Source organism: Collinsella sp. AM41-2BH, from assembly GCF_003468085.1.
Taxonomy (GTDB): domain Bacteria; phylum Actinomycetota; class Coriobacteriia; order Coriobacteriales; family Coriobacteriaceae; genus Collinsella.
Genome location: NZ_QSGH01000005.1, coordinates 1 through 22,310, shown reverse-complemented (window position 1 = coordinate 22,310; position 22,310 = coordinate 1). Strand labels below are relative to the sequence as shown.

At 60.2% G+C, this 22,310-nt stretch carries 22 protein-coding genes and 5 tRNA genes; 6 read left to right on the top strand and 21 right to left on the bottom strand.

What is annotated here, in order from left to right; genetic code table 11:
• Positions 1 to 73: 73 nt before the first annotated feature.
• The 8 genes from carA to DW899_RS03695 form a co-directional block, all read right to left on the bottom strand.
• On the bottom strand, positions 74 to 1,579 hold the full coding sequence (gene carA / locus DW899_RS03730) for a glutamine-hydrolyzing carbamoyl-phosphate synthase small subunit (protein WP_233539893.1): 1,506 nt from the start codon (positions 1,577 to 1,579) through the stop codon (positions 74 to 76).
• A 208-nt stretch (positions 1,580 to 1,787) separates the two neighbouring features.
• On the bottom strand, positions 1,788 to 2,753 hold the full coding sequence (locus DW899_RS03725; RefSeq protein ID WP_117800048.1) for a hypothetical protein: 966 nt from the start codon (positions 2,751 to 2,753) through the stop codon (positions 1,788 to 1,790).
• Positions 2,754 to 2,772: 19 nt separating this feature from the next.
• A complete protein-coding gene (locus DW899_RS03720) occupies positions 2,773 to 4,545 on the bottom strand; it encodes an ABC transporter ATP-binding protein (RefSeq protein WP_117800047.1) in 1,773 nt (590 codons plus the stop codon).
• 247 nt (positions 4,546 to 4,792) lie between these two features.
• Positions 4,793 to 5,488, bottom strand: coding sequence for an NUDIX domain-containing protein (locus tag DW899_RS03715; protein WP_172622467.1), 696 nt, complete (start codon positions 5,486 to 5,488; stop codon positions 4,793 to 4,795).
• Positions 5,489 to 5,509: 21 nt separating this feature from the next.
• Positions 5,510 to 6,814 (bottom strand): phosphoribosylamine--glycine ligase, encoded by a 1,305-nt coding sequence (gene purD, locus DW899_RS03710; protein WP_117800046.1) that lies wholly within the window; start codon positions 6,812 to 6,814, stop codon positions 5,510 to 5,512.
• Positions 6,815 to 6,932: 118 nt separating this feature from the next.
• Positions 6,933 to 8,219 carry an adenylosuccinate synthase gene (locus tag DW899_RS03705; protein ID WP_055251352.1) on the bottom strand — a complete coding sequence of 429 codons (1,287 nt, stop codon included), beginning with the start codon at positions 8,217 to 8,219 and terminating at the stop codon, positions 6,933 to 6,935.
• 93 nt (positions 8,220 to 8,312) lie between these two features.
• Positions 8,313 to 9,710, bottom strand: coding sequence for a replicative DNA helicase (gene dnaB, locus DW899_RS03700; protein ID WP_117800045.1), 1,398 nt, complete (start codon positions 9,708 to 9,710; stop codon positions 8,313 to 8,315).
• Between the two features lie 146 nt (positions 9,711 to 9,856).
• Complete coding sequence (locus DW899_RS03695; RefSeq protein WP_117800044.1) at positions 9,857 to 10,423, bottom strand: hypothetical protein; 567 nt, start codon at positions 10,421 to 10,423, stop codon at positions 9,857 to 9,859.
• 123 nt (positions 10,424 to 10,546) lie between these two features.
• Here DW899_RS03695 and DW899_RS03690 point away from each other — a divergent pair, with 123 nt between their 5' ends.
• The gene (locus DW899_RS03690) at positions 10,547 to 11,041 is read left to right on the top strand and encodes a nucleotidyltransferase domain-containing protein (RefSeq protein ID WP_117629780.1); all 495 of its coding nucleotides are present in this window, start codon (positions 10,547 to 10,549) and stop codon (positions 11,039 to 11,041) included.
• 71 nt (positions 11,042 to 11,112) lie between these two features.
• Here the strand turns inward: DW899_RS03690 and DW899_RS03685 are convergent, their stop codons facing one another.
• From DW899_RS03685 to rpsF, 6 genes are all read right to left on the bottom strand, one after another.
• Positions 11,113 to 11,475, bottom strand: a complete 363-nt coding sequence (locus tag DW899_RS03685) for a hypothetical protein (RefSeq protein WP_117800043.1) — start codon at positions 11,473 to 11,475, stop codon at positions 11,113 to 11,115.
• Between the two features lie 20 nt (positions 11,476 to 11,495).
• Positions 11,496 to 12,194 carry an IS1 family transposase gene (locus tag DW899_RS03680; protein WP_117800042.1) on the bottom strand — a complete coding sequence of 233 codons (699 nt, stop codon included), beginning with the start codon at positions 12,192 to 12,194 and terminating at the stop codon, positions 11,496 to 11,498.
• A 217-nt stretch (positions 12,195 to 12,411) separates the two neighbouring features.
• Positions 12,412 to 12,951, bottom strand: a complete 540-nt coding sequence (gene rplI, locus DW899_RS03675; protein ID WP_022094073.1) for a 50S ribosomal protein L9 — start codon at positions 12,949 to 12,951, stop codon at positions 12,412 to 12,414.
• Between the two features lie 15 nt (positions 12,952 to 12,966).
• A complete protein-coding gene (gene rpsR / locus DW899_RS03670) occupies positions 12,967 to 13,233 on the bottom strand; it encodes a 30S ribosomal protein S18 (protein WP_006235829.1) in 267 nt (88 codons plus the stop codon).
• A 72-nt stretch (positions 13,234 to 13,305) separates the two neighbouring features.
• Entirely contained in the window at positions 13,306 to 13,758 is a 453-nt protein-coding gene (locus DW899_RS03665; RefSeq protein ID WP_006235830.1) for a single-stranded DNA-binding protein, read from the bottom strand.
• Positions 13,759 to 13,806: 48 nt separating this feature from the next.
• Positions 13,807 to 14,100: a 30S ribosomal protein S6 gene (gene rpsF, locus DW899_RS03660; protein ID WP_006235831.1), complete on the bottom strand. Its 294-nt coding sequence runs from the start codon at positions 14,098 to 14,100 to the stop codon at positions 13,807 to 13,809.
• Between the two features lie 494 nt (positions 14,101 to 14,594).
• On the opposite strand from rpsF, the gene DW899_RS03655 reads away from it, so the two are divergent.
• The 5 genes from DW899_RS03655 to DW899_RS03635 all read left to right on the top strand — a co-directional run bounded on the left by DW899_RS03655 (position 14,595) and on the right by DW899_RS03635 (position 18,251).
• Positions 14,595 to 14,685: transfer RNA gene (locus tag DW899_RS03655), tRNA-Ser, on the top strand.
• 48 nt (positions 14,686 to 14,733) lie between these two features.
• Positions 14,734 to 14,824, top strand: a tRNA-Ser gene (locus DW899_RS03650).
• Positions 14,825 to 15,098: 274 nt separating this feature from the next.
• A complete protein-coding gene (locus tag DW899_RS03645; RefSeq protein ID WP_147349720.1) occupies positions 15,099 to 16,106 on the top strand; it encodes a hypothetical protein in 1,008 nt (335 codons plus the stop codon).
• Positions 16,107 to 16,201: 95 nt separating this feature from the next.
• The gene (locus DW899_RS03640) at positions 16,202 to 16,999 is read left to right on the top strand and encodes a trimeric intracellular cation channel family protein (RefSeq protein ID WP_233539898.1); all 798 of its coding nucleotides are present in this window, start codon (positions 16,202 to 16,204) and stop codon (positions 16,997 to 16,999) included.
• Between the two features lie 106 nt (positions 17,000 to 17,105).
• Entirely contained in the window at positions 17,106 to 18,251 is a 1,146-nt protein-coding gene (locus DW899_RS03635) for a polymer-forming cytoskeletal protein (RefSeq protein ID WP_117640653.1), read from the top strand.
• Positions 18,252 to 18,380: 129 nt separating this feature from the next.
• Here DW899_RS03635 and typA read toward each other — a convergent pair whose 3' ends face one another.
• From typA to DW899_RS03600, 7 genes are all read right to left on the bottom strand, one after another.
• The gene (typA, locus tag DW899_RS03630; protein WP_117800040.1) at positions 18,381 to 20,219 is read right to left on the bottom strand and encodes a translational GTPase TypA; all 1,839 of its coding nucleotides are present in this window, start codon (positions 20,217 to 20,219) and stop codon (positions 18,381 to 18,383) included.
• Positions 20,220 to 20,336: 117 nt separating this feature from the next.
• Positions 20,337 to 20,786 carry a hypothetical protein gene (locus tag DW899_RS03625; protein ID WP_089572580.1) on the bottom strand — a complete coding sequence of 150 codons (450 nt, stop codon included), beginning with the start codon at positions 20,784 to 20,786 and terminating at the stop codon, positions 20,337 to 20,339.
• A gap of 30 nt (positions 20,787 to 20,816) precedes the next feature.
• A complete protein-coding gene (locus DW899_RS03620; protein ID WP_147327465.1) occupies positions 20,817 to 21,173 on the bottom strand; it encodes a hypothetical protein in 357 nt (118 codons plus the stop codon).
• 33 nt (positions 21,174 to 21,206) lie between these two features.
• Entirely contained in the window at positions 21,207 to 21,707 is a 501-nt protein-coding gene (locus DW899_RS03615) for a bifunctional nuclease family protein (RefSeq protein WP_117634709.1), read from the bottom strand.
• 158 nt (positions 21,708 to 21,865) lie between these two features.
• Positions 21,866 to 21,942 (bottom strand) — tRNA-Ile (locus DW899_RS03610).
• A gap of 4 nt (positions 21,943 to 21,946) precedes the next feature.
• Positions 21,947 to 22,022: transfer RNA gene (locus tag DW899_RS03605), tRNA-Ala, on the bottom strand.
• A 67-nt stretch (positions 22,023 to 22,089) separates the two neighbouring features.
• Positions 22,090 to 22,166: transfer RNA gene (locus tag DW899_RS03600), tRNA-Ile, on the bottom strand.
• Between the last annotated feature and the right edge of the window lie 144 nt (positions 22,167 to 22,310).

The following is a 22,310-nucleotide window of genomic DNA, read 5'->3' as shown; positions in this document are numbered from 1 at the left end:
CTCAATGTTTTGGAAAAGTCAGCGAGGGTGCAGCTGGTGCATCAGGTTGCCGTGATGCGAGGGCGCGCTGGGCTTATGCCCGCGCGTCCGAAGCAGAACGGCAAGATGATGTGCCAGATGCAGCCGCAGCGTCGACCGGTCCGCCGTTCGGTAGAACGGCGGAACCATCGTCGGCGAAATTCCAGCCGGCGAGGCGGTCCTTCGCGGTGTCGATGTCCAGGTAGTTCTCCTCGCCGTCCATGAGTCGCGTAAAGGCGGTAAAGAGATAGCGGGCATCGGTGGGGCCGGGCGAAGCCTCGGGATGGTACTGGACCGAGAAGCACGGGGCGTCGAGCAGCTGGATGCCCTCGGCGGTGCCGTCGTTGAGGTTCACGTGCGTCAGGCGAATGCGGCCGAAGCGCTCGCTCATCACGACCGGCGCGATGCCGCGACGCACCCAGGCGCGCAGGTCGCCATCGGCCGCGTGCTCGGTTTCGCCGCCGGAAAGCTCCGGAATCAGTTTGCCCAGACTGGGGAACAGCAGGCCAAAGCCGTGGTTTTGCGCGGTGATCTCCACGCGACGGCTCACCAGATTCATAACCGGCTGGTTACCGCCACGGTGACCGAATTTAAGCTTTTCCATTTGGGCGCCGCAGGCCAAGCTGATCATCTGGTGACCTAGGCAAATACCAAAGACCGGCACCTTGCCGATCAGCTGCTGCACCTGCTCGTAGGTCTCCACCACGGCGTCGGGGTCGCCGGGGCCGTTGGACAAAAAGACGCCATCGGGATTCATCTCGAGCACCTGCTGGGCGGGAGTATCCCACGGCACGACGGTAAGGTCGCAGCCGGCGCGGACCAGCCCCTCCAGAATGCCGCGCTTCACACCGCAGTCGTAGGCGACCACTTTGTGACGGGCAGGAGCGGCAACCGCAAGCGCAAAGTCATGCGTGGCAGGCAGGTCGGCGGCCACAAACTCGTGAGGCGCGGGGCAACTTACGGTCTTGACCAGGTTCTCGCCTACCAGCGTGGGCGCTGCGGCCAGACGCTCGGCAAGCTCGTCGACGTCGAAGATCTCGGTCGAGATAATGCCCATTTTGGAACCATTGTCGCGCAGATGGCGCACCAGAGCGCGGGTGTCGACACCCTCGATAGCGACGATGCCGTGAGCGCGCAGGTACTCCGGCACGCTGACGGCCGAGCGCCAGTTAGAAGGCGTGGCGCACATGTCGCGAACGATCATGCCGCGCATAGCCGGAGCGCTCGCAGGGCGCACGGCGTCGCCAGGGAAGGCCGACTGGACATCGGTCTCGTCGATACCGTAATTGCCGATCTGCGGATAGGTCATGGTTACAATTTGGCCGGCATAACTCGGGTCGGTCATGACCTCAAAGTAGCCCTCGAGCGAGGTGTTGAAGCAGACTTCGCCGGTCGCGGTGCCCTCGGCGCCGCATGCACGTCCATAAAAAATGGTCCCATCCTCAAGATACAGGATACAGGGACCGCAGGTGCCCTTGCTGGTTTTGGCCAGCATACGCTGGCAAAGCTCGCTGGGCGCGAAGGTGCGGGCGGCAGCGCCCGCGGTATGGTTGTTCGCCATAATTCTCCTTCCCGGTCTCACAGGACCGGCTTAAAGGTGTGTAGTTAGGCCTCGCGGTATTGTAACCGCAAGCATGCCTCATGGCGTTAATTTCATCGAAATGTTTACGAAATGATAATTATGACTTTCTATGCATAATGATTATTTAATCCCCGTCCCAGAAAAATTATCCCGCGTGGGCTTGTGGCTCACGCGGGATAATGGCCTCTTACTTTTGCTTGTCCTGTTCCAGCAGATCGGACGGTGAGCGATCGGGCTTGCCGCCGCGGAAAATCTCGCGGCCATGCAGACGATGCTCCAAGTCGCGCTCGGCCTTTTCCTCCGTGATCTTGGTCTGGCTTACCGCCGGGTCCTCAATCAGTGACGACACCGAGTTCACCTGCTTTTGGATGCGCTCGGCAATCGTGTCGTCCATGCTCACGATACGCATCTTCCAGTCGATGCTCGTGGCATTTGACGAGCTCTTGGTCCACACAAACGTCAAAATGGCGCTCTGATGACCCCTCGCGGGGAACATGCCAAAGAAGGAATCATGCTGGATATTGCTGTCCTCATCGATATAGGCGTGCACGTTATACACCACGCGGTCGATCTTATCGTTGAGCAGGGCGTTGGTCGCAAGCGCCGCGGCCTGGATCTGCCCGTTGGACAGCAGCTCGAGCTCATTGGCAGACGATGTGTCCAACACCGTCACCTCAACCGTGCCCGTGCGCTCATCGGCCTCGTCGACGGTAAAATCGAGCGGAAACTGCGTAAAGCCGTTGCCCCACTCAAGGCCGCCCTTCAGCGCCGTCGAGACGGTATCCACCGAAACGCTCTCGGACAGGTTGGCGGTATTCAGACGGCGCATCACGCCGTAGCCGATCTGCATGCCCACGATCAGCACCAGAATACCGATGACCACGGCCATCGCGGTCTTCGTAATGGTATGGCTCACCTGCGAGCCCGAAGGATCGTCCTCAGACAGCGGGTCGATATGTTTTGCCTGGCTCGCACGGTCCTCGCTGCGCAGCTGCGCTAGCGCCGCTTTGTCACCGCGCTTGGCCGCAGCCTCCTTCTCACGCATGCGCTCGGTTCGCTTTTTGGCAAGCGTGGGATCCAAGACGCCGGATGCATCGATTTCGGAGAATAACTCCGTCACTTCTTCCGGAGTCAAAGGGTTCTTGTCAGCCATAAACTTCCTGTCATATCAATCAGTCGAGCTCGTGCGCACGCGCACCTTCGAACTGCATTCGATAGTAACGGGCATAGGTGCCGCCACGGGCGAGAAGCTCCTCGTGCGTGCCACGCTCCACAACGCGACCACGCTCAACGGTCGCAATCTCATCGGCATGCTTAATGGTCGAAAGACGGTGGGCGATGATAATCGTGGTGCGGCCGCGTGCCAGCTCTTCGAGCGACTCCTGCACCGCCTCCTCGCTCTCGTTATCCAAAGCACTCGTCGCCTCATCCAAAATAAGGATCTTGGGGTTCTTGAGAAACACTCGCGCGATGGCAACACGCTGCTTCTGTCCGCCCGAAAGACGGCTGCCGCGCTCGCCCACGACCGTGTCATAACCCTGTGGAAGCGACTCGATAAAGGCATCGATGTTGGCGCGACGGGCGGCCTCGGCGATCTCTCCTGCCGTAGCGCCCGGCTTGCCGTAGGCGATGTTCTCGCCAATCGTGCCGTCAAACAGATAGACATCCTGCTGCACCAGGCCGATGGCGCGACGCAGGCTCTGCTGCGTCACATCGCGCACGTCCTGGCCGTCGATGCTAATGGATCCGGCAGCCACGTCATAAAAGCGCGGCAGCAGCGAACAGGTCGTGGACTTGCCACCGCCCGAAGGGCCAACCAAAGCGATGGTCTGCCCGGGCTTGATGGACAGATTCATATGGTCGATAACGGGACGCTCTTCGGCATCGCCCTCGCCCAGCTCAACGTCCTCGTAGTTAAAGCACACGTCGTGATACTCCACGGCGCCGGCAGTCACCTGCAGATCCGTAGCGCCCGGCTTGTCCTGGATATCCGGCGCGGTCGAGAGCACCTCGTCCATGCGCTTAAAGCCGGCGATGGCCTTCTGATACGTTTCGGCCGAATTGACGAGTGTCTCGAGCGGCGTGCAGAACAGCGAAATATAGAGTGCAAAGGTCGCCATATCGACCGCCTGCAGCTGTCCCTGGGCGACCAGCCAGCCGCCCAGCAGCACCACGATCACATAGAGCACACCCGAGAGCAGGCCATACGTCGCGGTATAGACGCCCATGGCGTGATACATGTTCTCCTTGGACGAAAGATAGCGATTGTTGGAGGCGCGGAACTTGAAGCGTTCGGTCTCCTCATTGGCAAAACTCTTGACCACGCGCATGCCCGCCAGCGAATCCTGCAGCTGCGCATTGATGCCGCTGATCTTTTTGCGGCTGTCGCTAAAGACCTCGCGCATGCGCATGTTCTGCCAAAACATGATGACCGCAAACGCTGCTGTCACCACAGCCATGGCAAGCGCCAGCACCGGGGCGATGGTAAAGAGGATCACAAACGAGCCGATAATCTCGATGCCGCAGATGATGATCCACTCGGGCACGTGATGCGCCGCCTCGCAGATATCGAACAGGTCGTTGACCACGCGGCTCATCATGTCGCCCGAGCTGTTGCGGTCGAAGTACGCAAAGCTGAAGCGCTCATACTGGTCGAACAGGTCCTCGCGCATCTTGGACTCCATGCGCGCGCCCATCACGTGGCCCCAATAGCTCACAAAATAGCGGCAGGCGCAGCGGACGGCATACATCAGCACCAAGCCCACCGCAATCATGCCGAGCGCCTGCATAATGACAGCCTGACCCTGAGTAAAGAGCCCACCGGTCAAATTGCGCAGAATAATAGGAAACGCAAGGTCAATGGCAGCAAGCACCAGAGCGCAAACAGTATCGGCAACAAAAAGCCCCATCTGGGGCTCGTAATACGAGAGAAACCTTTTAAACATGCAATCCTCGAAGAGAAATAAATAGCGTGAGAAATCCGGTTGAACCGGTCAGGCTGAAAACAAAGCGTCCCAACAAGCATAACGCCGATGTTCTGGCAGCGTCAGCGAAAACGTCCCTAAGCGAGCAAGGTGCCTTGAAAGAGGAGCGACGCGTACTTCGGTACGCGAGCGACGATTGAAAGGCAGATTGCCGCTTAGGGGCGTTTGCAGCGTCGACTCGTTACGCGGTTTGGTAAAACCGCGTAACCTAGAGCTCCGCGCCCCCAAGGCGATGCGCGATGCTATCGCAGGCCAAGGCGCCCACGACGGTCTTGGCGTCTTCGATCTTGCCGTCGAGCACGGCGTCGATCAGCTCGTGCAGCGGCACCAGGTCAACGTTGACAAACTCGTCATCGTCGGGGTTGGGCGCATCAAACTCCAGCTTGGTAGCCAAGTAGATGTGAATGATCTCGTCGCAAAAACCGCAGGACGTGACAATCGACGTCAAAAAGCGAATGCGACCGGCCCTAAAGCCCGTCTCCTCGTGTAGCTCGCGCTTAGCGCAATCGAGTGGGTCCTCGCCCGGGTCGAGCTTGCCGGCGGGAATCTCGACCGTCACGCGGTCGATGGCGGTGCGGTACTGACGCACCAGTACGATCTTGCCGCTCTCGGTCAGCGCCACAACGGCCGCCGCACCCGGATGGCGAACGATATCGCGGGCACTGCGGCGACCGTTGGGCAGCTCAACCTCAAGACGGTGGACGTCGAGGATCTTGCCCTTCCAGGCGCACTCCTCCGAAAGAATCTTCTCGTGCAGTTCGGCATCGTGTGGGTCGTCGTCGCCCAACACCAGCGCCGGCTCGTCAGCGACCTCGCCGCCGGGCTCGCCCTCGGCGTGCCCATACATGCGGCTGTCCTCTTCAACGATCTGCGCATCCACGAGCTCTTCGTTCTTCTCGTCCATCCGTCTCATTCCTCTCGGATTTTAGGCATCCCAGGCGTCGCGGCCGCGCAGCGCGCGCAGGCCAATATCGTGACGCAGAGTCTTGCCCTCAAAATCAATCTTCTCGCAGGCCTCGTAGGCAAGGTTGCGAGCGTTCTCGAACGTGTCGCCCAGCGCGGTCACGGCGAGCACGCGGCCACCATTGGTCACGAGCTGGCCGTCCACCATGGCAGTGCCCGCGTGGTACACGGTCACGTTCTCCATGGCCTCGGCGTCGGCGATACCGGTGATGACCTTGCCCTTCTCGTAGCTGCCGGGATAGCCCGCACTCGTCAGGACAACGGCCACAGCCCACTCGTCACGCCAGTCGAGCTCAATCTGATCGAGCTCGCAGTTGGCGCAGGCGAGCATGACCTCAACCAGGTCGTTCTTAAGGCGCGGCAGCACGACTTGCGTCTCGGGGTCGCCAAAGCGGGCATTGAACTCCAGCACCTTGGGGCCGGCAGGCGTGAGCATAAAGCCGCCATACAGGCAGCCGCGGTAGTCGATGCCCTCGGCAGCGAGCTCGGCCACGGTCTGCTCCATGACCTTCACCATGGTGGCGTGCTCCTCGTCGGTCACGATGGGCACCGGGCTGTAGACGCCCATGCCGCCGGTGTTGGGGCCCTTGTCGCCCTCGAGCGCGCGCTTGTGGTCCTGCGAGGTGGCCATGGGGCGCACGGTCTTGCCGTCGGTAAAGGCGAGCAGCGAGCACTCGGGGCCGGTCAGCATCTCCTCGATGACCACAGTATTGCCGGCATCGCCAAAGGTGCCGCCAAAGCACTCGCGCACGGCCTCCTCGGCCTGCTCAAGTTCGATCGCCACGATGACGCCCTTGCCCGCGGCAAGGCCGTCGGCCTTGACGACCAGCGGGGCGCCCTGCTCGCGCACGTAGGCGAGAGCCGAAGCCTCGTCGGTAAACGAGCCGTAGGCTGCCGTCGGAATGCCCGCGCGCTCCATGAGCTGCTTGGAGAACAGCTTGGAGCCCTCCATCTGGGCGCCCTCGGCACCCGGGCCAAAGCAGAGAATACCCGACGCGCGCACGGCGTCGGCCACACCCGCCACGAGCGGAGCCTCGGGGCCAATTACCACGAGTCCGCATCCGTGGCTCTGCGCAAACGCCGCCACGGCCGCAGGATCGCAGTCGTCGAGAACAACGTTCTCGCCGCAGCTCGCGGTGCCGCCGTTGCCCGGCGCGATGTAGAGCTTGCCGGCGCGCGGTGATGCTGCGAGCTTAGCTGCCAAAGCATGCTCACGGCCGCCGCTGCCCAACAACAGGATGTCGATGGTTTGAGTGTCCGCCTTCAAGGGTGCCTCCTCTATGGATGAATGGCCCGCTCCGCGCGAGCCCTTTGCAAGCAAATATACCCCTCGGCCGCCCGCTTGGGCTGCAAAGGGGTATATCGCAATAACCAAATAGTCCCGATTACTTCCAGAATCGGTTGATGATCTGCTCGCGACCGGCGCCGACGCCAATGAACGTCACGCGGGTGTGTGCCAGATCCTCGATAAACGCCACGTAGTCCTGAGCCTCCTGCGGCAGCTCATCAAAGCTGCGGCAACCGGTGATGTCGCACTTCCAGCCGGGGAGCTCCTCGTAGATGGGCTTGGCATGCTCAAAGCGCACCTGATGCTCGGGCACGCTGGTGTAGCGCTCGCCATCGACGTCGTAGGCCACGCACACCTTGATGGTGTCGAAGGCCGAAAGCACGTCGAGCTTAGTCAGGGCGATATCGGTGAGGCCGTTGACGCGCGAGGCGTAGTTGGCGATGGGGCCGTCGAACCAGCCGCAGCGACGACGGCGACCGGTGGTCACACCGTACTCATAGCCCTCCTCGGTCAGCGTGTGACCGGCCTCGGACTCATAGGAAAGCTCGGTGGGCATGGGGCCCGAACCGACGCGGGTGATATAGGCCTTCATGACGCCCAGCACGCGGTCGACGTTCTTCATGCCCACGCCGGAGCCGGTGATGGCGCCGCCGGCGGTGCAGTTGGAAGACGTCACGTACGGATAGGTGCCGTGGTCGATGTCGAGCAACGTCGCTTGGGCGCCCTCAAACAGCAGGTCCTTGCCCTCATCGATCATGTTGTTGAGCAGCAGGCTCGTCTCGGTGATGTAGGGACGCAGGCGCTCGGCCATGGGCAGGTACTCGTCGCAAATCTGGTCCACGGTGTAGGTGGGCAGGTTGTAGATGAGCTCAAGCTCGGGGTTCACGCGGGCGAGAGCGGTCTCCAGCTTGTCGCGGAACAGCGCCTCGTCCAGCATATCCTGCATGCGCAGGCCGATGCGGGCCATCTTGTCCTGATAGCACGGACCGATACCGCGCTTGGTGGTACCGATGTTCTTCTTGCCGAGCTTCTGCTCAAAGGCGCCATCCAGGTCGATGTGGTACGGCATGATGACATGCGCGTTGCCGCTAATCTTGAGGTTCTTGGTGGTGATGCCGTCGGCCTCGAACATGTCGATCTCCTCAAGGACAACCTTGGGGTTGACGACGCAGCCGTTACCGATCACCGACACATGGTCGGAATACATGATGCCGGAGGGCACCTGGTGCAGGCCGTACTTCTTGCCGTTGACGACGATGGTGTGGCCGGCGTTGTTGCCGCCCGAGTAGCGCACGACGGCATCGAAGTCGCCGGCGACCAGGTCGCAGATCTTACCCTTGCCCTCATCGCCCCACTGGGCACCGACCAAAACGGTTGACGGCATGTTTACTCCTTACATTCATGGACTGTCTACGCGCCACGCCGGCACGCAGAAGCACAAAACATTCCCAGTATACCCGTGCAACGGGCGCCTGTCCTACTCCTCGGCATGTGCCCCATCAAGCTCATAGAACTTGGTGGATGCCGGCAGGAACATCAGGTCGACGTCGCCGATCGGGCCCGAACGGTTCTTGGCCACGACGATACGCGTAACGCCCTCGTCGGGTCGATCGTCGCGCGAGGCTTCGGCCTCGTCGGCGGAGCGGTCCAAGAACATAACGATATCGGCGTCCTGCTCGATGGAGCCCGATTCACGAAGGTCGGAAAGCTGCGGGCGCTTGCCGGTACGGGATTCGACCTGACGCGAGAGCTGCGACAGCGCGATGAGCGGGATCTTGAGTTCCTTGGCCATGATCTTCAGACCACGCGACATCTCGGAGACCTCGACGGTACGGCTCTCGGAGCGGCGTCCCGGCGGAGGACTCACCAGCTGCAGGTAGTCCAGGATGATAATGGCGCGCTCCTTGTTGTGGAGCATGCGGCGGCTCTTGGCGCGAATCTCGGTCACCGTGGTGCCGGGCGTATCGTCAATCAGAATATCAAGCTTGGACAAGGTCTGCGTGGCCTCGTTGATATTGGCCCACTGCTCGGGGCTAATGCGACCCATGCGAAAATCACTGATCGAAATCATGGCATAGGCGCAAATCAGGCGCTGGGCAATTTCCTTGCCCGACATCTCCAGCGAGAAAAAGCCGACGGTGTAGCCCGCAGCGGCGGCATTGAGCGCCAGGTTTAGAGCGAACGAGGTCTTACCCACGGCGGGGCGGGCGCCGATAATGATGAGCTGGCCCTCACGGAAGCCCATAAGCATGCGGTCGAGTGAGGGGAAGCCCGTGGGCACGCCCGCTGCCTGGCCACCGGCCTGGCACACTTCCTCGGCCTCGTTATAGGCCTCGACCATAAACTCGGTCAGTGTCTTGTAGCTCGACTTAACCTCGCGCGCCGTAACCTTGAGCAGCTTGCTCTCGGCCAGCTCCACGATCTCTTTAGTATCGGTGGGGGCGTTGTAGGCCAGCGCGTTAATCTCGTTGGTGGCGCCAATCAGCTCACGCAGCATCGAGTCGCGACGAACGATGGCGGCATGGTGCTGCCAGTTGACGAGCGACAGGGTCTGACCCATCAGCTCCAAAATGTACGCCTCGCCGCCCACGGCATCGAGCTTGTTGATGCTTCGCAGGTAATCGATCAGCGAGATGGAGTCGATGGGGATGCGACTATTGTACATATCGACCATCGCGGTATAGATGGTCTTATGAATGGGCCGGTAGAAATCATCGGGCTGCAGCTCGACCTGGGCTTCTTCGACCACCTCGGGCGATAGCAGCATGGCGGCCAGTACGTTGGCCTCTGCATCTTGGTTTTGGGGGAGACCCAACTTGGAGCCGCGGTCCTCGACCGTCAGCCATGTCTCCCTATCGTCATATGCCATGAGCATCCTCATTCATATCGCTTGCGAGCATCCATAGTATCAGCCACAGCTTTAAATCGAGGCGCGCCTTAACAATCATCACCGAACCAAACGGGCGAACGGTCCCTTATGTACGTTGTGTTAGACGGGACTGCGGACGATTTCTTGGACCGTTACGCGGCCCTTCCCAGCGCGGCGCGGAACTCGGCCGGCGTGCGGCCGCCGAGCGCATCGCTGCGCCTCTCCGTATTGTATCGGCCGATCCTGCGCACGAGCGCGCGCAGGGGCGCGCGCCGGTCGGGCCTCGCGATCGCGCGGCGCTGGTACTCATAGGAGCTCTTTGATATCCCCAAGGAACTCGTGAGTTCTCTCAAGGACCACTTCCCGCACGGCCTCAGGCGGTCTATCACCAGGGTCTTCTCCCTGTTCGACATCCCGTCGAGGCTCGCGGCTTTTAAAACGTCCTGCACCGCCCTCAGCACCGCGTTCTCGAGCCTGAGCCGCTCGATCAGGGCGTCCTTGTCCTCCGGGTCGATGTCGGGGTAGTCGGGGCCGTCCCCGACGAGTCGCGGCAGGTCCATTCCTCCACCGGCCCTTCCCGCGGGCTTGCGCACGTCCCTGATCCAGCGCCAGACGGACGTCTTGCCGGGCCCGCCGAGTATCTCGGTTATCTCCATGACGGTGAGCCCGGCGCCGCGAAGCGCCCTGGCCCTCTCCACCATTCTCCTACTGTATGCCATGCGGACTCCGTTCCGGACCTCAACGGTCCAACTATTTTGTCCGCAGTCCCGACCGCTTTGGATACTGGGACTTTTCCTATAATCTTTCTTGCTTAGATAGCAGGCGAAAGCGAAGGAGCTCCTATGGTCACCAAGGATGATGCGTGTTGGATAATCGGCCTTTCCGCAGGTGCGGGCATTGGCGTATACCTTGATGGCGGCTGGGGCATCGATGCGCTTGTCGGGCGTGAGACCAGGGCTCATAACGACATCGACCTGTTCGTTCAGCGCGGGGATTACCAAAGGTTCGTGGATCTAATTGCTGATGAGGGGTTTTCCGAGGTGGCTGCATCTTTCACCACCGAAGATCACACGGTGTGGCAAGACGAGGCGGGGCGCATCGTCGACCTGCATTGCTTCGATTTCGCCGAGAATGGCGATATTCTGTATCAGGGAGATCGTTTTCCCGGGGAGGTCTTTTCGGGGAGGGGGCGCATCGGCGAGGTGGAGGTGTCGTGCATCGACCCCGAAAGCCAGCTGTTGTTTCACTTGGGCTATCAGCATGACGAGCACGACGCCCACGATGTCATGCTCCTATGCCGTGAGTACGGTTTCGACGTTCCCGAAGAATATCGCTAGCTGTTGCTATTTGCATCGGGGCACGACTTCAGCGCTTGCCGCAGATGCGCTGCGCCAGACCGCCCTGGACATCACGCCACGCCGTATATGGCCCTCCGCGCACGCGAGTCCCATTTCGCCTGCTTGATCCAGTACTCGTAGAACGGATAGGGGGTCACCTTGTACTGGCGCCAGGTCTTCTCGTACGTGCCGCGGGCTGCCTGCCTCACTATGAGCTCGGCGAGCTCGTCCGCGCTCCTGCGGACCTTGAAGCACCATGTCCACTTGAACCAGGCGAGGTAGTTCTCGAGGCGTCTCGTGGAGACACCCCGGAACCTGCCGATGAAGTGCCTCATCTGGGAGTGGAGGCTGTTCACCCTGTTGATGGCGTGCTCCTCCCTCTTGCTGGCGATGTGCGCGCCGACGCCGAGGGCGGGCAGGACGCGGCGGTACACGTGCGCACGGTCCGTCGAGATTATCGCGCCGACCGCGAGCTTGTCGGCGAGCAGCTCCCTGGCTGCCGCTCGTCGAGGCCGCCCCTCCCCGCGATCTCGTAGAAGATGTCGCCGGCGTCGTTGATGCCGGTGAGCACGCATATCTTCTCGTGCCCGTCGGTTCCCTGCGACCTTGTGCGGGGCTTCCTGGGCATGCCGGACTCCGACCTGGAGCGGTTTCCCTTGAAGCTCTCCCTGAAGAAGCACTCGTCGAGCTCGGCCCCGCCGCCGGCCTCCACGCGGAAGGCGGGCATGCGCTTGGCCATGGCCTCGAGCAGCCTGTGGCGCATGAAGAACGCCGTCTTGAGGCACACGCCGCACTTTTCCGCCGACTCGCGCAGCGGGAGCATGTCCACGTGGCACTCCGCGAACCTCATCCAGGCCGACCTGTCGAGCTTGGTGGTGGAGAAGATGCGCATGGTGGCGTCGATGAAGGTCCTGGCGCACCCTCGGCAGAGGAACCGCTGACGGCCGCACCCGTCTCGCCCCCTCTTCACGTAATGCGGGGAGCCGCACCAGGGGCAGGCTCTGTCGGGATCGTCTTCCGCCCCCTCGCTTGCCGCGAGTTCGAAAAGCTCCGCGTCTATCAGCGCCTTGAGCGATCTCAGGGCCCTGCTCTTCTCGGTAGCCGTCATCTGCGGGAGGAACTGCCTCGTCAGCTGGGTGAGCACGTCTTCCATTGCAACCTCCATCTCTCCTGATGATGGAATTGTCGCAACCGGGGCCCCGTCGCGTGTACTGCGTGCAGGACACTTATCCAAAGTGGTCTAACACAACGCTTATGTGGGACTGCATCTCAATGTATGACGTGACACCCACTCAGCGCAAAAAATAAAAGGGCGCCCCGGTCTCCCAGAGCGCCCTTCTTAGAACAAGATTGTTGCGTTGCAGCAAATGCTACTCGGCAGCAGCCTCGGTCTCGACCTCGGCGGTCTCGGCCTCGGCGACCTCAGCGGCCTCCTCGACCTCAGCCTCGGCAGCGAGCTCCTCGGCGGTAACGCCGACGAGAACGACAACCTCGGCCTTGATCTCGCGGTACAGCGAGATGGCAACGGTGTGGGCACCGGCAACCTTGATGGGCTTACCGAGCTCGACGCGCTTGCGGTCGATGTCCATACCGAGCTGAGCCTTGATGGCGTCAGCGATCATAGCGGCGGTAACGGAGCCAAAGAGGATGCCCTCGTCGCCGACCTTGACGTCAACGGTGACCGTCTTGCCCTCAAAGGCAGCCTTGGTCTCGTTGGCGGTAGCCAGACGGACGGCCTCGCGCTTGGCGATGTTGTTGCGACGCTCGTCAAGCTGCTTGAGGTTGCCCTTGGTGGCGGCAACAGCGAGCTTCTTGGGGAACAGGAAGTTCTCAGCGTAACCCTGAGCGACCTCTACGACGTCACCCTCGCCGCCCTTGCCCTTGATCTCATCGAGAAGAATAACCTTCATGATGCGTCTCCCTTCTTAGCCGCGGTCGCGGTTGCCACGAGAGGAAACCACGGGGACGGTGTACGGCAGGAGAGCCATCTCGCGGGCGCGCTTGATGGCGTTGGCGATGTCATGCTGATGCTGCGTGCAAGCGCCAGTGACGCGACGGGGCTTAATCTTGCCACGGTCGGTCATGTACTTACGGAGAAGCTGAGTGTCCTTATAGTCGATGAACTCAGTGTTCTCCTTGCAGAACTGGCAGTACTTACGACGCGGCTGACGTGCAGAAAAATCATTAGCCATGTCAAAATACCTTTCGTTTGGCAACTTCGGCGAACCGAAGCCGCCTCTCACTCAAAAATAGGTGAACAACCCTTAGAACGGGATGTCCTCATCGTAGACGTCGACCGCGGGCGGCGTAGCCACCGGTGCGGCAGGACGTGCTGCGGGCGCGGGAGCTGCGGGGGCGTAACCGCCCTGGTCGTAGCCACCCTGGCCACCACGGGAGCTCATAAACTCGATCTCATCGACGATGACCTCAAGCTTGCTCCGGCGCTGGCCGTCGCGCTCCCAAGAGCTGTAGCGCAGCTTGCCCTCGATCGCGACCTTGTTTCCCTTTGCCAGGAAACGGCTCACGGCCTCGGCGCGGGTGCCGAACATGGTGCAGTCGACAAAGTTGGGATAGTCCTCCCACTCGCCAGTCTGCGCGTTGCGGCGACGATCGTTCACGGCGACGCCAAAGGACAGAACCTGGGTTCCGCCGGCGGTGGCGCGCAGCTCGGGATCGCGGGTGAGGTTACCGGTGATGTTCACTCGATTGATGCTCATAACTCACTACTTCCTCTTGGGGCACAAGCCCAGTCCAAAACGACAGTCTTACTCCTGGTCGTCGCGACGGACGATCATGTGGCGGACCACAGCGTCGGTGATGCGCAGGACGCGATCAAGCTCGGCGATCTGGGTAGGATCTGCGTGGAAGTTGATGAGGGTGTAGTCACCATCGGTGAGGTCGTTGATCTCGTAGGCGAGCTTGCGCTTGCCCCACTCGTCAACGGAGTCGACCTTGCCAGCGCCCTCAGCGATCGTGGTATCGATACGCTTCATAACAGCGAGACGAGTCTCGGGGTCGAGCGACGGGTCAACAAAGAACAGCAGTTCATAAGCCTTCATATTGTCACCTCCTCTGGGCAAATGTGGCTTCAGGTCGTGAAGGTGCGCCTGAAGCAGGAAAAGACTTGGTAATAATATCTTTCAACCTTCCAGGCTGCAAGAATATGCAGCTACAACCTCATGACCTCCACATATGTCCATACTCACACGGCACTTCATGCGTCTTCCAACCAAATGCTGACCAAATGCTTGACGGATTTGTGGACAAGATACGGCGCTGCGGGGACAAACCGAATCAAACTGCAGGTCAGCAACTGCAAGGCTGTGGTCGCGAAACGCATACCAGTGGTTCACAACACCGTTCAACTATTTTTAAAATTGGTTCGGCGTCGTTTATAAATACCCATTTTGAACAATTTGCCGCATTCAGTCATGCTGGTCAGAGCCCGTTTTTGGCCCCCTAGATCCCGTCACGAAGCCAAGCGTTTCAAAAAATGCCAACTTTTCTGTTTGCACTTTGCGATTCCTCGTGTATACTGACTTTCGCATTTAACGGAGAGTTGTCCGAGTGGCCGAAGGAGCACGATTGGAAATCGTGTAGGCGTCAAAAGCGTCTCCAGGGTTCAAATCCCTGACTCTCCGCCAGTTAATTCCAAAGCAGGCCTTTGAGCCTGCTTTGTTTTTACCCCACGCGGAGGGGTGGCAGAGTGGTTGAATGCGGCGGTCTCGAAAACCGTTTGGCCTGTATAAGGTCACGAGGGTTCGAATCCCTCCTCCTCCGCCATTTTGGTTGAAAAAGCTCCCAGCAACGGGAGCTTTTTTTGTTTTGAGCCCCTTACATACAAATACGGCGGCGGAGGAGGGATTCGAACCCGCCCCTCCCTCAAAAACATGTACATCACCCTCCAAAAACGACATTTCTCGACATCTTTGGAGGCTGATGTACACCTTTGCATATTATGCTCGGCGGACGATCGACCGTTTTGCCAGCATCCGGTATATTTCCCCACCTCAACGGACATAAGAGTTGGGTATCGACTCAGAGCGAGAGGTCCCCAATGGATACCCCTGTTCTCATTTCGCATAAAACTGCATGGCTCGTCCATCACGCGCCACAAGGCCTGGTTCAAGCGGTCGCGCAACACGATTACCAGATAGGCGCAAGAGGTCTCTCCACCCAGCAACGCATCGCGCGCATACGACAGGCCCTCACCGACTGCGGCATTCCGCCCGATATGTTCAAGACTATCGATATCTCCGTAGTGTTTGCTTTCGAGCGAATTCGCACCAACGGTGTCACTTGCCATGTTCTCGGCCAAAGCCTACCCTACGGCCATATTGACGAGCTTACGCCCGGCATCTTTATCACCGACGAAGCCTTCACCTTCGTGCTCGCCGCCGAGTGGATGGATAGAATCGAATACCTCGAGTATGGCTACGAAGTTTGCGGCGACTATCGCATGGGCCTTAATCCCTCTGACCCTTATACCGAGCAACCAGCAACCACCTCCAAGGATGAAATTGTCGAGCTGCTCGATCAATACCCCGGCAAACCCGGTGCCACACGCGCGCGACTCGCGCTCAGACATGTCTACGACCACTCGGCCTCGCCTATGGAGACTGCATCGGCAATCGCCCTTTCACTTCCGACAAGCGAAGGCGGCGTTGGCATTCGAGGCATCGAGTTCAACCGACCGCTCGAGATCCCTCAACGTCTTTGGCATTGCACCAAAGCCCAAACACTCAAAATCGATGCCCTCATTACCTATAAGCGCAGAGAGCTCGGCATCGAATATAAGGGTGGCTTTCACGACGCGGTCGAACGTAAGGGAGCAGATGCGGAACGCGAAGCCGTACTTGCCCAAATGGGATATCGAATCGTTACGCTCACCTCGGCGCAATTTAGCAATCAACTTGCTTTTCATCGCGCCATGAATAGCATTCGCGAAGAGCTCGGTATGCCCCGCTGCACCGATGCCGATTATCAGCGAAAGCAAAACGAACTGCGCAAGGCACTTATCCGCAACTGGAAGGGCACGAAGGACATAGAGACGCCCTCCGAGTAACGTCGCCCGCTCGGCGCGCGCCAAAACATGTACATCATCCGCCAAAAACGACATTTTTCGACATCTTTGGAGGCTGGTATACATGTTTGGAACCTATGACCGCACCCAACCCCTACCGTTTGCCGAGCAATAGGGTCTCAATCGCCGCCAACCATGTACTATGTACGGGCATTGTCCAAACCTGCAACTCAAAGGATTCCATCTTGCCCGTCGTCGCCGCTATGACCGTTACCTCACACGCCACGGATGCCATGGTCGCCATCCCGTTTTGGCTCGAAATGTTCGCCGTCGTCGCGGCTTCAATCTCGGGCGTGTTGGTCGCGCGCGAGCACAAACTCGACCTGGTGGGTGCAGTTGCGCTCGCCGTGGTCTGTGGCTTGGGCGGCGGTCTTTTACGCGACATGACGCTGCAGGTGGGCAACGTCTACATCCTCAACCAGCCAATGGCGCTGCCGCTTTCCATTGCCACGGCAGCCATCATCTATATTTTCCCGGCAATCGTCGACAAGCCCGAAAAACTCATTCCCCTGCTCGACATCATCTCGGTCGGCATCTACGCCGCCACTGGAGCAGACAAGGCGCTGGTCTACGGCTTTGCGCCGGCGGTGTGCATCATGATGGGCTTTTTCACCGCGGTGGGCGGTGGCATGTTGCGCGACGGCTTTATGGGCGTGGTTCCGGGCATTTTCCAACGTACTAACTTTTATGCCATCGCCGCCATCGCCGGATCGACAAGCTATGTGTGTCTCGTTATGAGCGGCATCATGAGCAATGTCGCCGCGCTGGTCGTATGCGTTGTCGTGACCATGGGTCTGCGCTGGCTCTCGCTGCGCTTTGACATCAAAAGCCCCACCGAAGAGGACATCGCGCGCTTTTTGCACCGCAAAAAGTAGATTGCGCGGGCTCATCCTTCGAAATACAACCGAGAGGTTCTTTTAGAGCGCCCACGCGTTGGGTACCCTGTTAGATGCATATCGAGCATCTAACGAAGGATTCACTATGCCCCGCAATCAATTCCCGTCGACCCAGCGCTGTAAAGCGTGGGGCCGCATCACCATCCTATTCGCACTCATCGCGCTGGCGATCACCGCGCTTCCCACGGCGTCGTTCGCCGGCACAGACACCGCAGGCAACGTACTTGCGACCGACAATGACGCCAATTCGTCCGGCGTCGAAGGTGACCTGTACTGGGCAGGTCAGGCCCTCAACTTGGACGATGCGTCCATCGGCCGCGACATAATTGCAGCAGGCGAGAGCCTCTCCATCCGCGACTGCACGGTGGGCGGCGCCGTCCGCTTGGCGGCGCGCACCATCGACATTGCCAAGACTACGGTTGATGGCAGCGTGACCGTTGCCGGCCAGCATGTCGTGCTCAATTCCGACAGCACCGCCAACTGTTTCTATGCGATAGGCGAGACGGTTGCCCTGCGCGGCTCTACCAAGTCGGCAGCGCTTGCGGGCGATACGGTGACTATCGATGGCACCGTCGAGGGCGATGTCGAGGTTTGGGCCGATAAGCTCATCCTGGGCAAGAACGCCCACATCACCGGCACCGTGAACGCGCACGTCTCCGAGGACCCCGAGCGCGCCGCGGGAGCCGAGGTCGGTGCGCTCAAGATCGACCGCACCGAGAACGAAGATACTTCCACCGTTAACGATGTCATCGGCGGTATCGTCGCCGCGGCGCTTTCCACCTGCTTTGTCGCCCTACTGCTCGAACTCGTCTTTCCGCGCGCAACCGCCAGCGCCGCCGGCATGCTCCACCAGCGCCCCATGCCCCTGTGGGTGAGCGGTCTTCTGGGCACGATTGCTATCGTCCCCGCCGTCCTACTGCTAATTATCTCTATCGCTGGTCTGTCGCTTGCCGGAGCCCTCATGTGCGGTGTTATTGGCATCGCGTTGGTGTCGAGCGCCTTTGCGGGGTGCGCGATCGCCCGCATGGTCGGACACAACCAGAACCGCTACGCCATGGCAGCCGCGGGCGGCGTGGCCGCGGGCGCGCTTACGGCAATCCCCCTCGTAGGCGATTTCATCAGCGGCGTGGCCTTTGTCTTCACGCTCGGCTATGTTATCCAGATCATCTGGCGCAACGCTCACCTCAAGTCGCAACAGCCGGCTAATACGCCGGAACTCCCCACCGCCTAGCCGCCAACCACCACAAAGGGGACAGGCACCTTTGTGGTGGTGCAAGCGAACCTGTCCCCCTTGCACCAAAAAGGGCGCCGACCATCGCGGTCGACGCCCTTTCTTGTTAGTCGCTATAAAGCCCAGCGCCTATTTGTTGACCTGGCCGGCGCGGACGGCAGCCTTCTTGCGGTCGGTGGCGTTGAGCAGACGCTTGCGCAGGCGGATGTTCTTGGGAGTGATCTCGACCAGCTCGTCGTCGGCGATGTACTCCAGCGCCTCTTCCAGAGAAAAGGTGCGAGGCGGCACCAGCTGCACGGAGATGTCGGAGGTCGAGGAACGCTGGTTGCCCAGGTTCTTGGTACGGGCGATGTTGACGACCATGTCGCCTGCCTTGCTGCGCTCGCCCACGATCATGCCCTCGTAGCACTCGGTACCCGGCTCAACAAACAGCTGGCCGCGCTCCTGCAGCGTACCCAGGGCGTAGGCAACGGCCTTCTCGGTGGTCATGGAGATCATGGCGCCGTTCTGACGGTTGCCGATCTCACCGGCGTAGGGACCGTACTCCAGGAAGGTGTGGTAGAACACGCCCTCGCCGTGGGTGACGTTCATGATGCGGTTCTTAAGACCCATGATGCCGCGGGTCGGGATCTTAAACTCGAGGTGCGTCACGATGCCCGAGGTATCCATGCTCGTCATGATGCCGCCGGAGGTACCGAAGACCTCAACGACCTTGCCCGAGTACTCGTCCGGGCACTCGACAACAGCCTGCTCGACGGGCTCCATCTTGTTGCCGTTCTCGTCCTTCTTAAACAGAACGCGGGGACGGCCGACCTGGAACTCAAAGCCCTCGCGACGCATGGACTCCATCAGGACGGACAGGTGCAGGATGCCGCGACCCGAGACCTCGACGCCGCTCTTGTCCTCGAGCTCCTCGATCTTCATGGTCACGTTGTTCTCGGCCTCGTTGAACAGGCGCTCCTTGAGCTGACGGGCGCCCACGATGTCGCCGTCGCGGCCGACGAGCGGGGAGGTCGAAGCCTCGAAGACGATGGACAGGGTCGGCGGGTCGATCTCGATGGGCTCGAGCTCGACGGGGTTCTCGGGGTCGGTGTAGACATCGCCGATATCGGTGCGGTCGATGCCCACGACGGCGGCGATGTCGCCGGCGCCGACTTCCTGGCACTCGGTGCGGCCCAGGTAGTCGAAGGTAAAGAGCTGCTTGACGGTAGCGATGGCGCTGGAGCCGTCGTTCTTGACAACCAGGATCTGGTCGCCCTGGTGGATGGTACCGGAGTACACGCGGCCGATGCCGATACGGCCAACGAAGTTGGAGTGGTCGATGGTCACGCACTGCATGGCCAGCGGGGCGTTCTCGTCAACCTCGGGCGCGGGCATGTCGTCGATGATCATATCGAGCAGCGGATACATGTCCATGTTGCCGTCGTTGGGATCAAGACGGGCAAAGCCATTCATGGCGCTGGCGTAGACCACGTGCTCCATGGCGAACTCAAGCTGGTCGTCGGTGGCGCCCAGGTCGGCCATAAGGTCGAGGCAGTCGTTGTAGGCCTTCTCGGGGTTAGCACCCGGACGGTCAATCTTGTTGATGACGATCATAATCTTGAGGCCGGTGTCGATAGCGTGACGCAGCACGAAGCGGGTCTGGGGCATGGGGCCCTCAAAGGCGTCGACCAGCAGCAGGGCGCCGTCGGCCATACGCAGCACGCGCTCGACCTCGCCGCCAAAGTCGGCGTGGCCCGGGGTGTCGATGACGTTGATCTTGACGTCCTTGTACTCGATAGAGATGTTCTTGGCGAGAATCGTGATGCCGCGCTCGCGCTCCTGGTCGTTAGAGTCCAGGACGCGGTCCTCGACCTGCTGGTTGGCACGGAAGGCGTCCGTGGCACGCAGGAGCTTGTCGACCATCGTCGTCTTGCCGTGGTCGACGTGGGCGATGATGGCGATGTTCCTCAGATTGTCTACGCGCATGTAGTTCCCCTATCTTCTATCCATATACAAACGGCACGCGTATGCGACCCGCCCAGCAACACAACGCTCAGCGGGAATATTGAGCCTTTTACCGAAAACTCGTTTATTTTAGCGATTTTAGATAAGAGGGGTTTCCTCACCTGCAGGTTCAGGGTCGCTCCACATAAAACCATCGCCGGCACCCATGCCCTCATACAGCACGTATGCCGAAAAACCACTCTCGAGCGTGGTTTCGAAGAAGCTCACGAGCAGAGCATCGTGATAGCCGCCATCAATCTCAACGCAGCCGGTGTAGCCGATGGCATAGCGGGCGATACGGCCCAGGCCCTCGTCCTTAAGACCCATCTTGTGCTCGGAGATAAAGTTGGTAGCCGCCTCGAGGCACGCCTCTTCGCCATCCTCATCGAGCGCCGCCAGATAACGGTTGGAAGCGGCATCCTCAATTGCCACGACCACGCCAGGGTTTTCACCGGCGGCCAGGTCGTCCAAGAACGCACCGATCAGGTCACACACCATGGCGTCGAGCTCGGCGGAGACGTTACCGGCGTCCTGCATATCCTGTGCCATCTTTAGACCTTCCCATCGAGTCTGGCGTCGTTACAGTTCTTGCGCCTCGGCGGCGATCTTGGCGGCAGCGTCGCGGGCGCGCATCATATCCATCGCGCGCTTGTCGAGCACCTTGATCTGACTGGTCAGCATTACCGCATCGACCACGCCCCAGATCACGAGGCCCGTAGAGATCGAAAACCCAAGCGCACCAACTGTACCACGAAGGCGCGAGCAGATTGCCGCGACAAGGGCGGAGATGACAACCATCTTGATAAACGAGCCGCGGCGTTCGCGAAGCGTGCGGGCCTGCGTCACATAGGCAATGCGAGCCGCCTCAGAAGCCTCCGAGCGCATCTGGGCCTCGCGGGCGATCGCAGCCGCCTCGGCCGACATACCGCCGGCCATCAGCGAACACTCCGCATCCTGGCCGCCCCGCATTTAGAAATCATCGGGGGAGAGCGTATGGACGAACTCGTCGAACTTCTCGAACTCCTGCTCGTCGTCGACTTCCTCGGCGTGGGTAGAAACAGTGCCCAGGCGATTCATGATGTCGTCCTCCACAAACATGGGGGCATTGCTGCGCACGGCAAGAGCAATGGCATCACTGGGACGGGCGTCGATCTTGCACTCGTCACCATCGGCCAGTACGACGATCGTCGCGTAGAACACCGGCGGCTCGGCGCGAACGATCTCGATGCGCTCGAGCTTGGCGCCCAGGGCGCCAACAGTATCGAGCAACAGGTCATGGGTAATCGGGCGCTCGGCTCGGCCGCTATCGATGCCACGGCTGATTGCCGCAGCCTCAAACGAACCAGTCTGAATGGAAAGGGAACGCAGCGGCGCGGGCGAGTCCGATTTGCTGCTGCGCTCACGAAGCACGATAAGCGATGGCACGGGACCGGCGGCCATGACGATGGTCTCTATGTCGACACGAACCATGGAACACCTCCGGTACGTAGCGGTTAACACGCGGCAGCCCGCCGCATTGAATAGCTATACTACCCAATCTTTCGCACAGCACACAAAACCAAAATGAGATTTATCGCAGACAAGAAAAAAGCCCCGAGGCAACGCCCCAGGGCTCTTCACAGTTTTGATGGTGGACCTGACAAGATTCGAACTTGTGACCTCCCGGTTATCAGCCGGACGCTCTAACCAACTGAGCTACAGGTCCATCATGGTGGAGGTTAGGGGGATCGAACCCCTGACCTCAGGCTTGCAAAGCCCGCGCTCTCCCAGCTGAGCTAAACCCCCACGGAGACAGTAATAAACACCCCAGCGGCGACTCGGCTCTCGCTGGGGTGTTTATTGCGAAAGAAAGTGGTGGACCTGACAAGATTCGAACTTGTGACCTCCCGGTTATCAGCCGGACGCTCTAACCAACTGAGCTACAGGTCCATCGCGCAAGGGATATATTAGACGAGTCGTTACGCGCGCGTCAACAACTTTTTTGAAAATCTTTGAGGGGTGTCGGCCCGGCTGCCCGGCGGCATGCGAAGTCGCCTGCTCGGACAGTCCTGCTCGCACGGAGAGCACATTAAG

Bases quoted from the DNA above. Each gene is read 5' to 3' on its own strand.
- DW899_RS03645 (WP_147349720.1), top strand. From the start codon at position 15,099: ATGGATACCCCTGTTCTCATTTCGCATAAAACTGCATGGCTCGTCCAT.
- DW899_RS03705 (WP_055251352.1), bottom strand. From the start codon at position 8,219: ATGCCGTCAACCGTTTTGGTCGGTGCCCAGTGGGGCGATGAGGGCAAG.
- rpsF (WP_006235831.1), bottom strand. From the start codon at position 14,100: ATGAAGGCTTATGAACTGCTGTTCTTTGTTGACCCGTCGCTCGACCCC.
- DW899_RS03725 (WP_117800048.1), bottom strand. From the start codon at position 2,753: ATGGCTGACAAGAACCCTTTGACTCCGGAAGAAGTGACGGAGTTATTC.
- DW899_RS03690 (WP_117629780.1), top strand. From the start codon at position 10,547: ATGGTCACCAAGGATGATGCGTGTTGGATAATCGGCCTTTCCGCAGGT.
- carA (WP_233539893.1), bottom strand. From the start codon at position 1,579: ATGGCGAACAACCATACCGCGGGCGCTGCCGCCCGCACCTTCGCGCCC.
- DW899_RS03680 (WP_117800042.1), bottom strand. From the start codon at position 12,194: ATGGAAGACGTGCTCACCCAGCTGACGAGGCAGTTCCTCCCGCAGATG.
- DW899_RS03715 (WP_172622467.1), bottom strand. From the start codon at position 5,488: ATGGACGAGAAGAACGAAGAGCTCGTGGATGCGCAGATCGTTGAAGAG.
- dnaB (WP_117800045.1), bottom strand. From the start codon at position 9,710: ATGCTCATGGCATATGACGATAGGGAGACATGGCTGACGGTCGAGGAC.
- rplI (WP_022094073.1), bottom strand. From the start codon at position 12,951: ATGAAGGTTATTCTTCTCGATGAGATCAAGGGCAAGGGCGGCGAGGGT.
- DW899_RS03720 (WP_117800047.1), bottom strand. From the start codon at position 4,545: ATGTTTAAAAGGTTTCTCTCGTATTACGAGCCCCAGATGGGGCTTTTT.
- DW899_RS03695 (WP_117800044.1), bottom strand. From the start codon at position 10,423: ATGGCATACAGTAGGAGAATGGTGGAGAGGGCCAGGGCGCTTCGCGGC.
- typA (WP_117800040.1), bottom strand. From the start codon at position 20,219: ATGCGCGTAGACAATCTGAGGAACATCGCCATCATCGCCCACGTCGAC.
- DW899_RS03615 (WP_117634709.1), bottom strand. From the start codon at position 21,707: ATGGTTCGTGTCGACATAGAGACCATCGTCATGGCCGCCGGTCCCGTG.
- rpsR (WP_006235829.1), bottom strand. From the start codon at position 13,233: ATGGCTAATGATTTTTCTGCACGTCAGCCGCGTCGTAAGTACTGCCAG.
- DW899_RS03625 (WP_089572580.1), bottom strand. From the start codon at position 20,786: ATGGCACAGGATATGCAGGACGCCGGTAACGTCTCCGCCGAGCTCGAC.
- DW899_RS03635 (WP_117640653.1), top strand. From the start codon at position 17,106: ATGCCCCGCAATCAATTCCCGTCGACCCAGCGCTGTAAAGCGTGGGGC.
- DW899_RS03620 (WP_147327465.1), bottom strand. From the start codon at position 21,173: ATGGCCGGCGGTATGTCGGCCGAGGCGGCTGCGATCGCCCGCGAGGCC.
- DW899_RS03665 (WP_006235830.1), bottom strand. From the start codon at position 13,758: ATGAGCATCAATCGAGTGAACATCACCGGTAACCTCACCCGCGATCCC.
- DW899_RS03640 (WP_233539898.1), top strand. From the start codon at position 16,202: ATGACCGCACCCAACCCCTACCGTTTGCCGAGCAATAGGGTCTCAATC.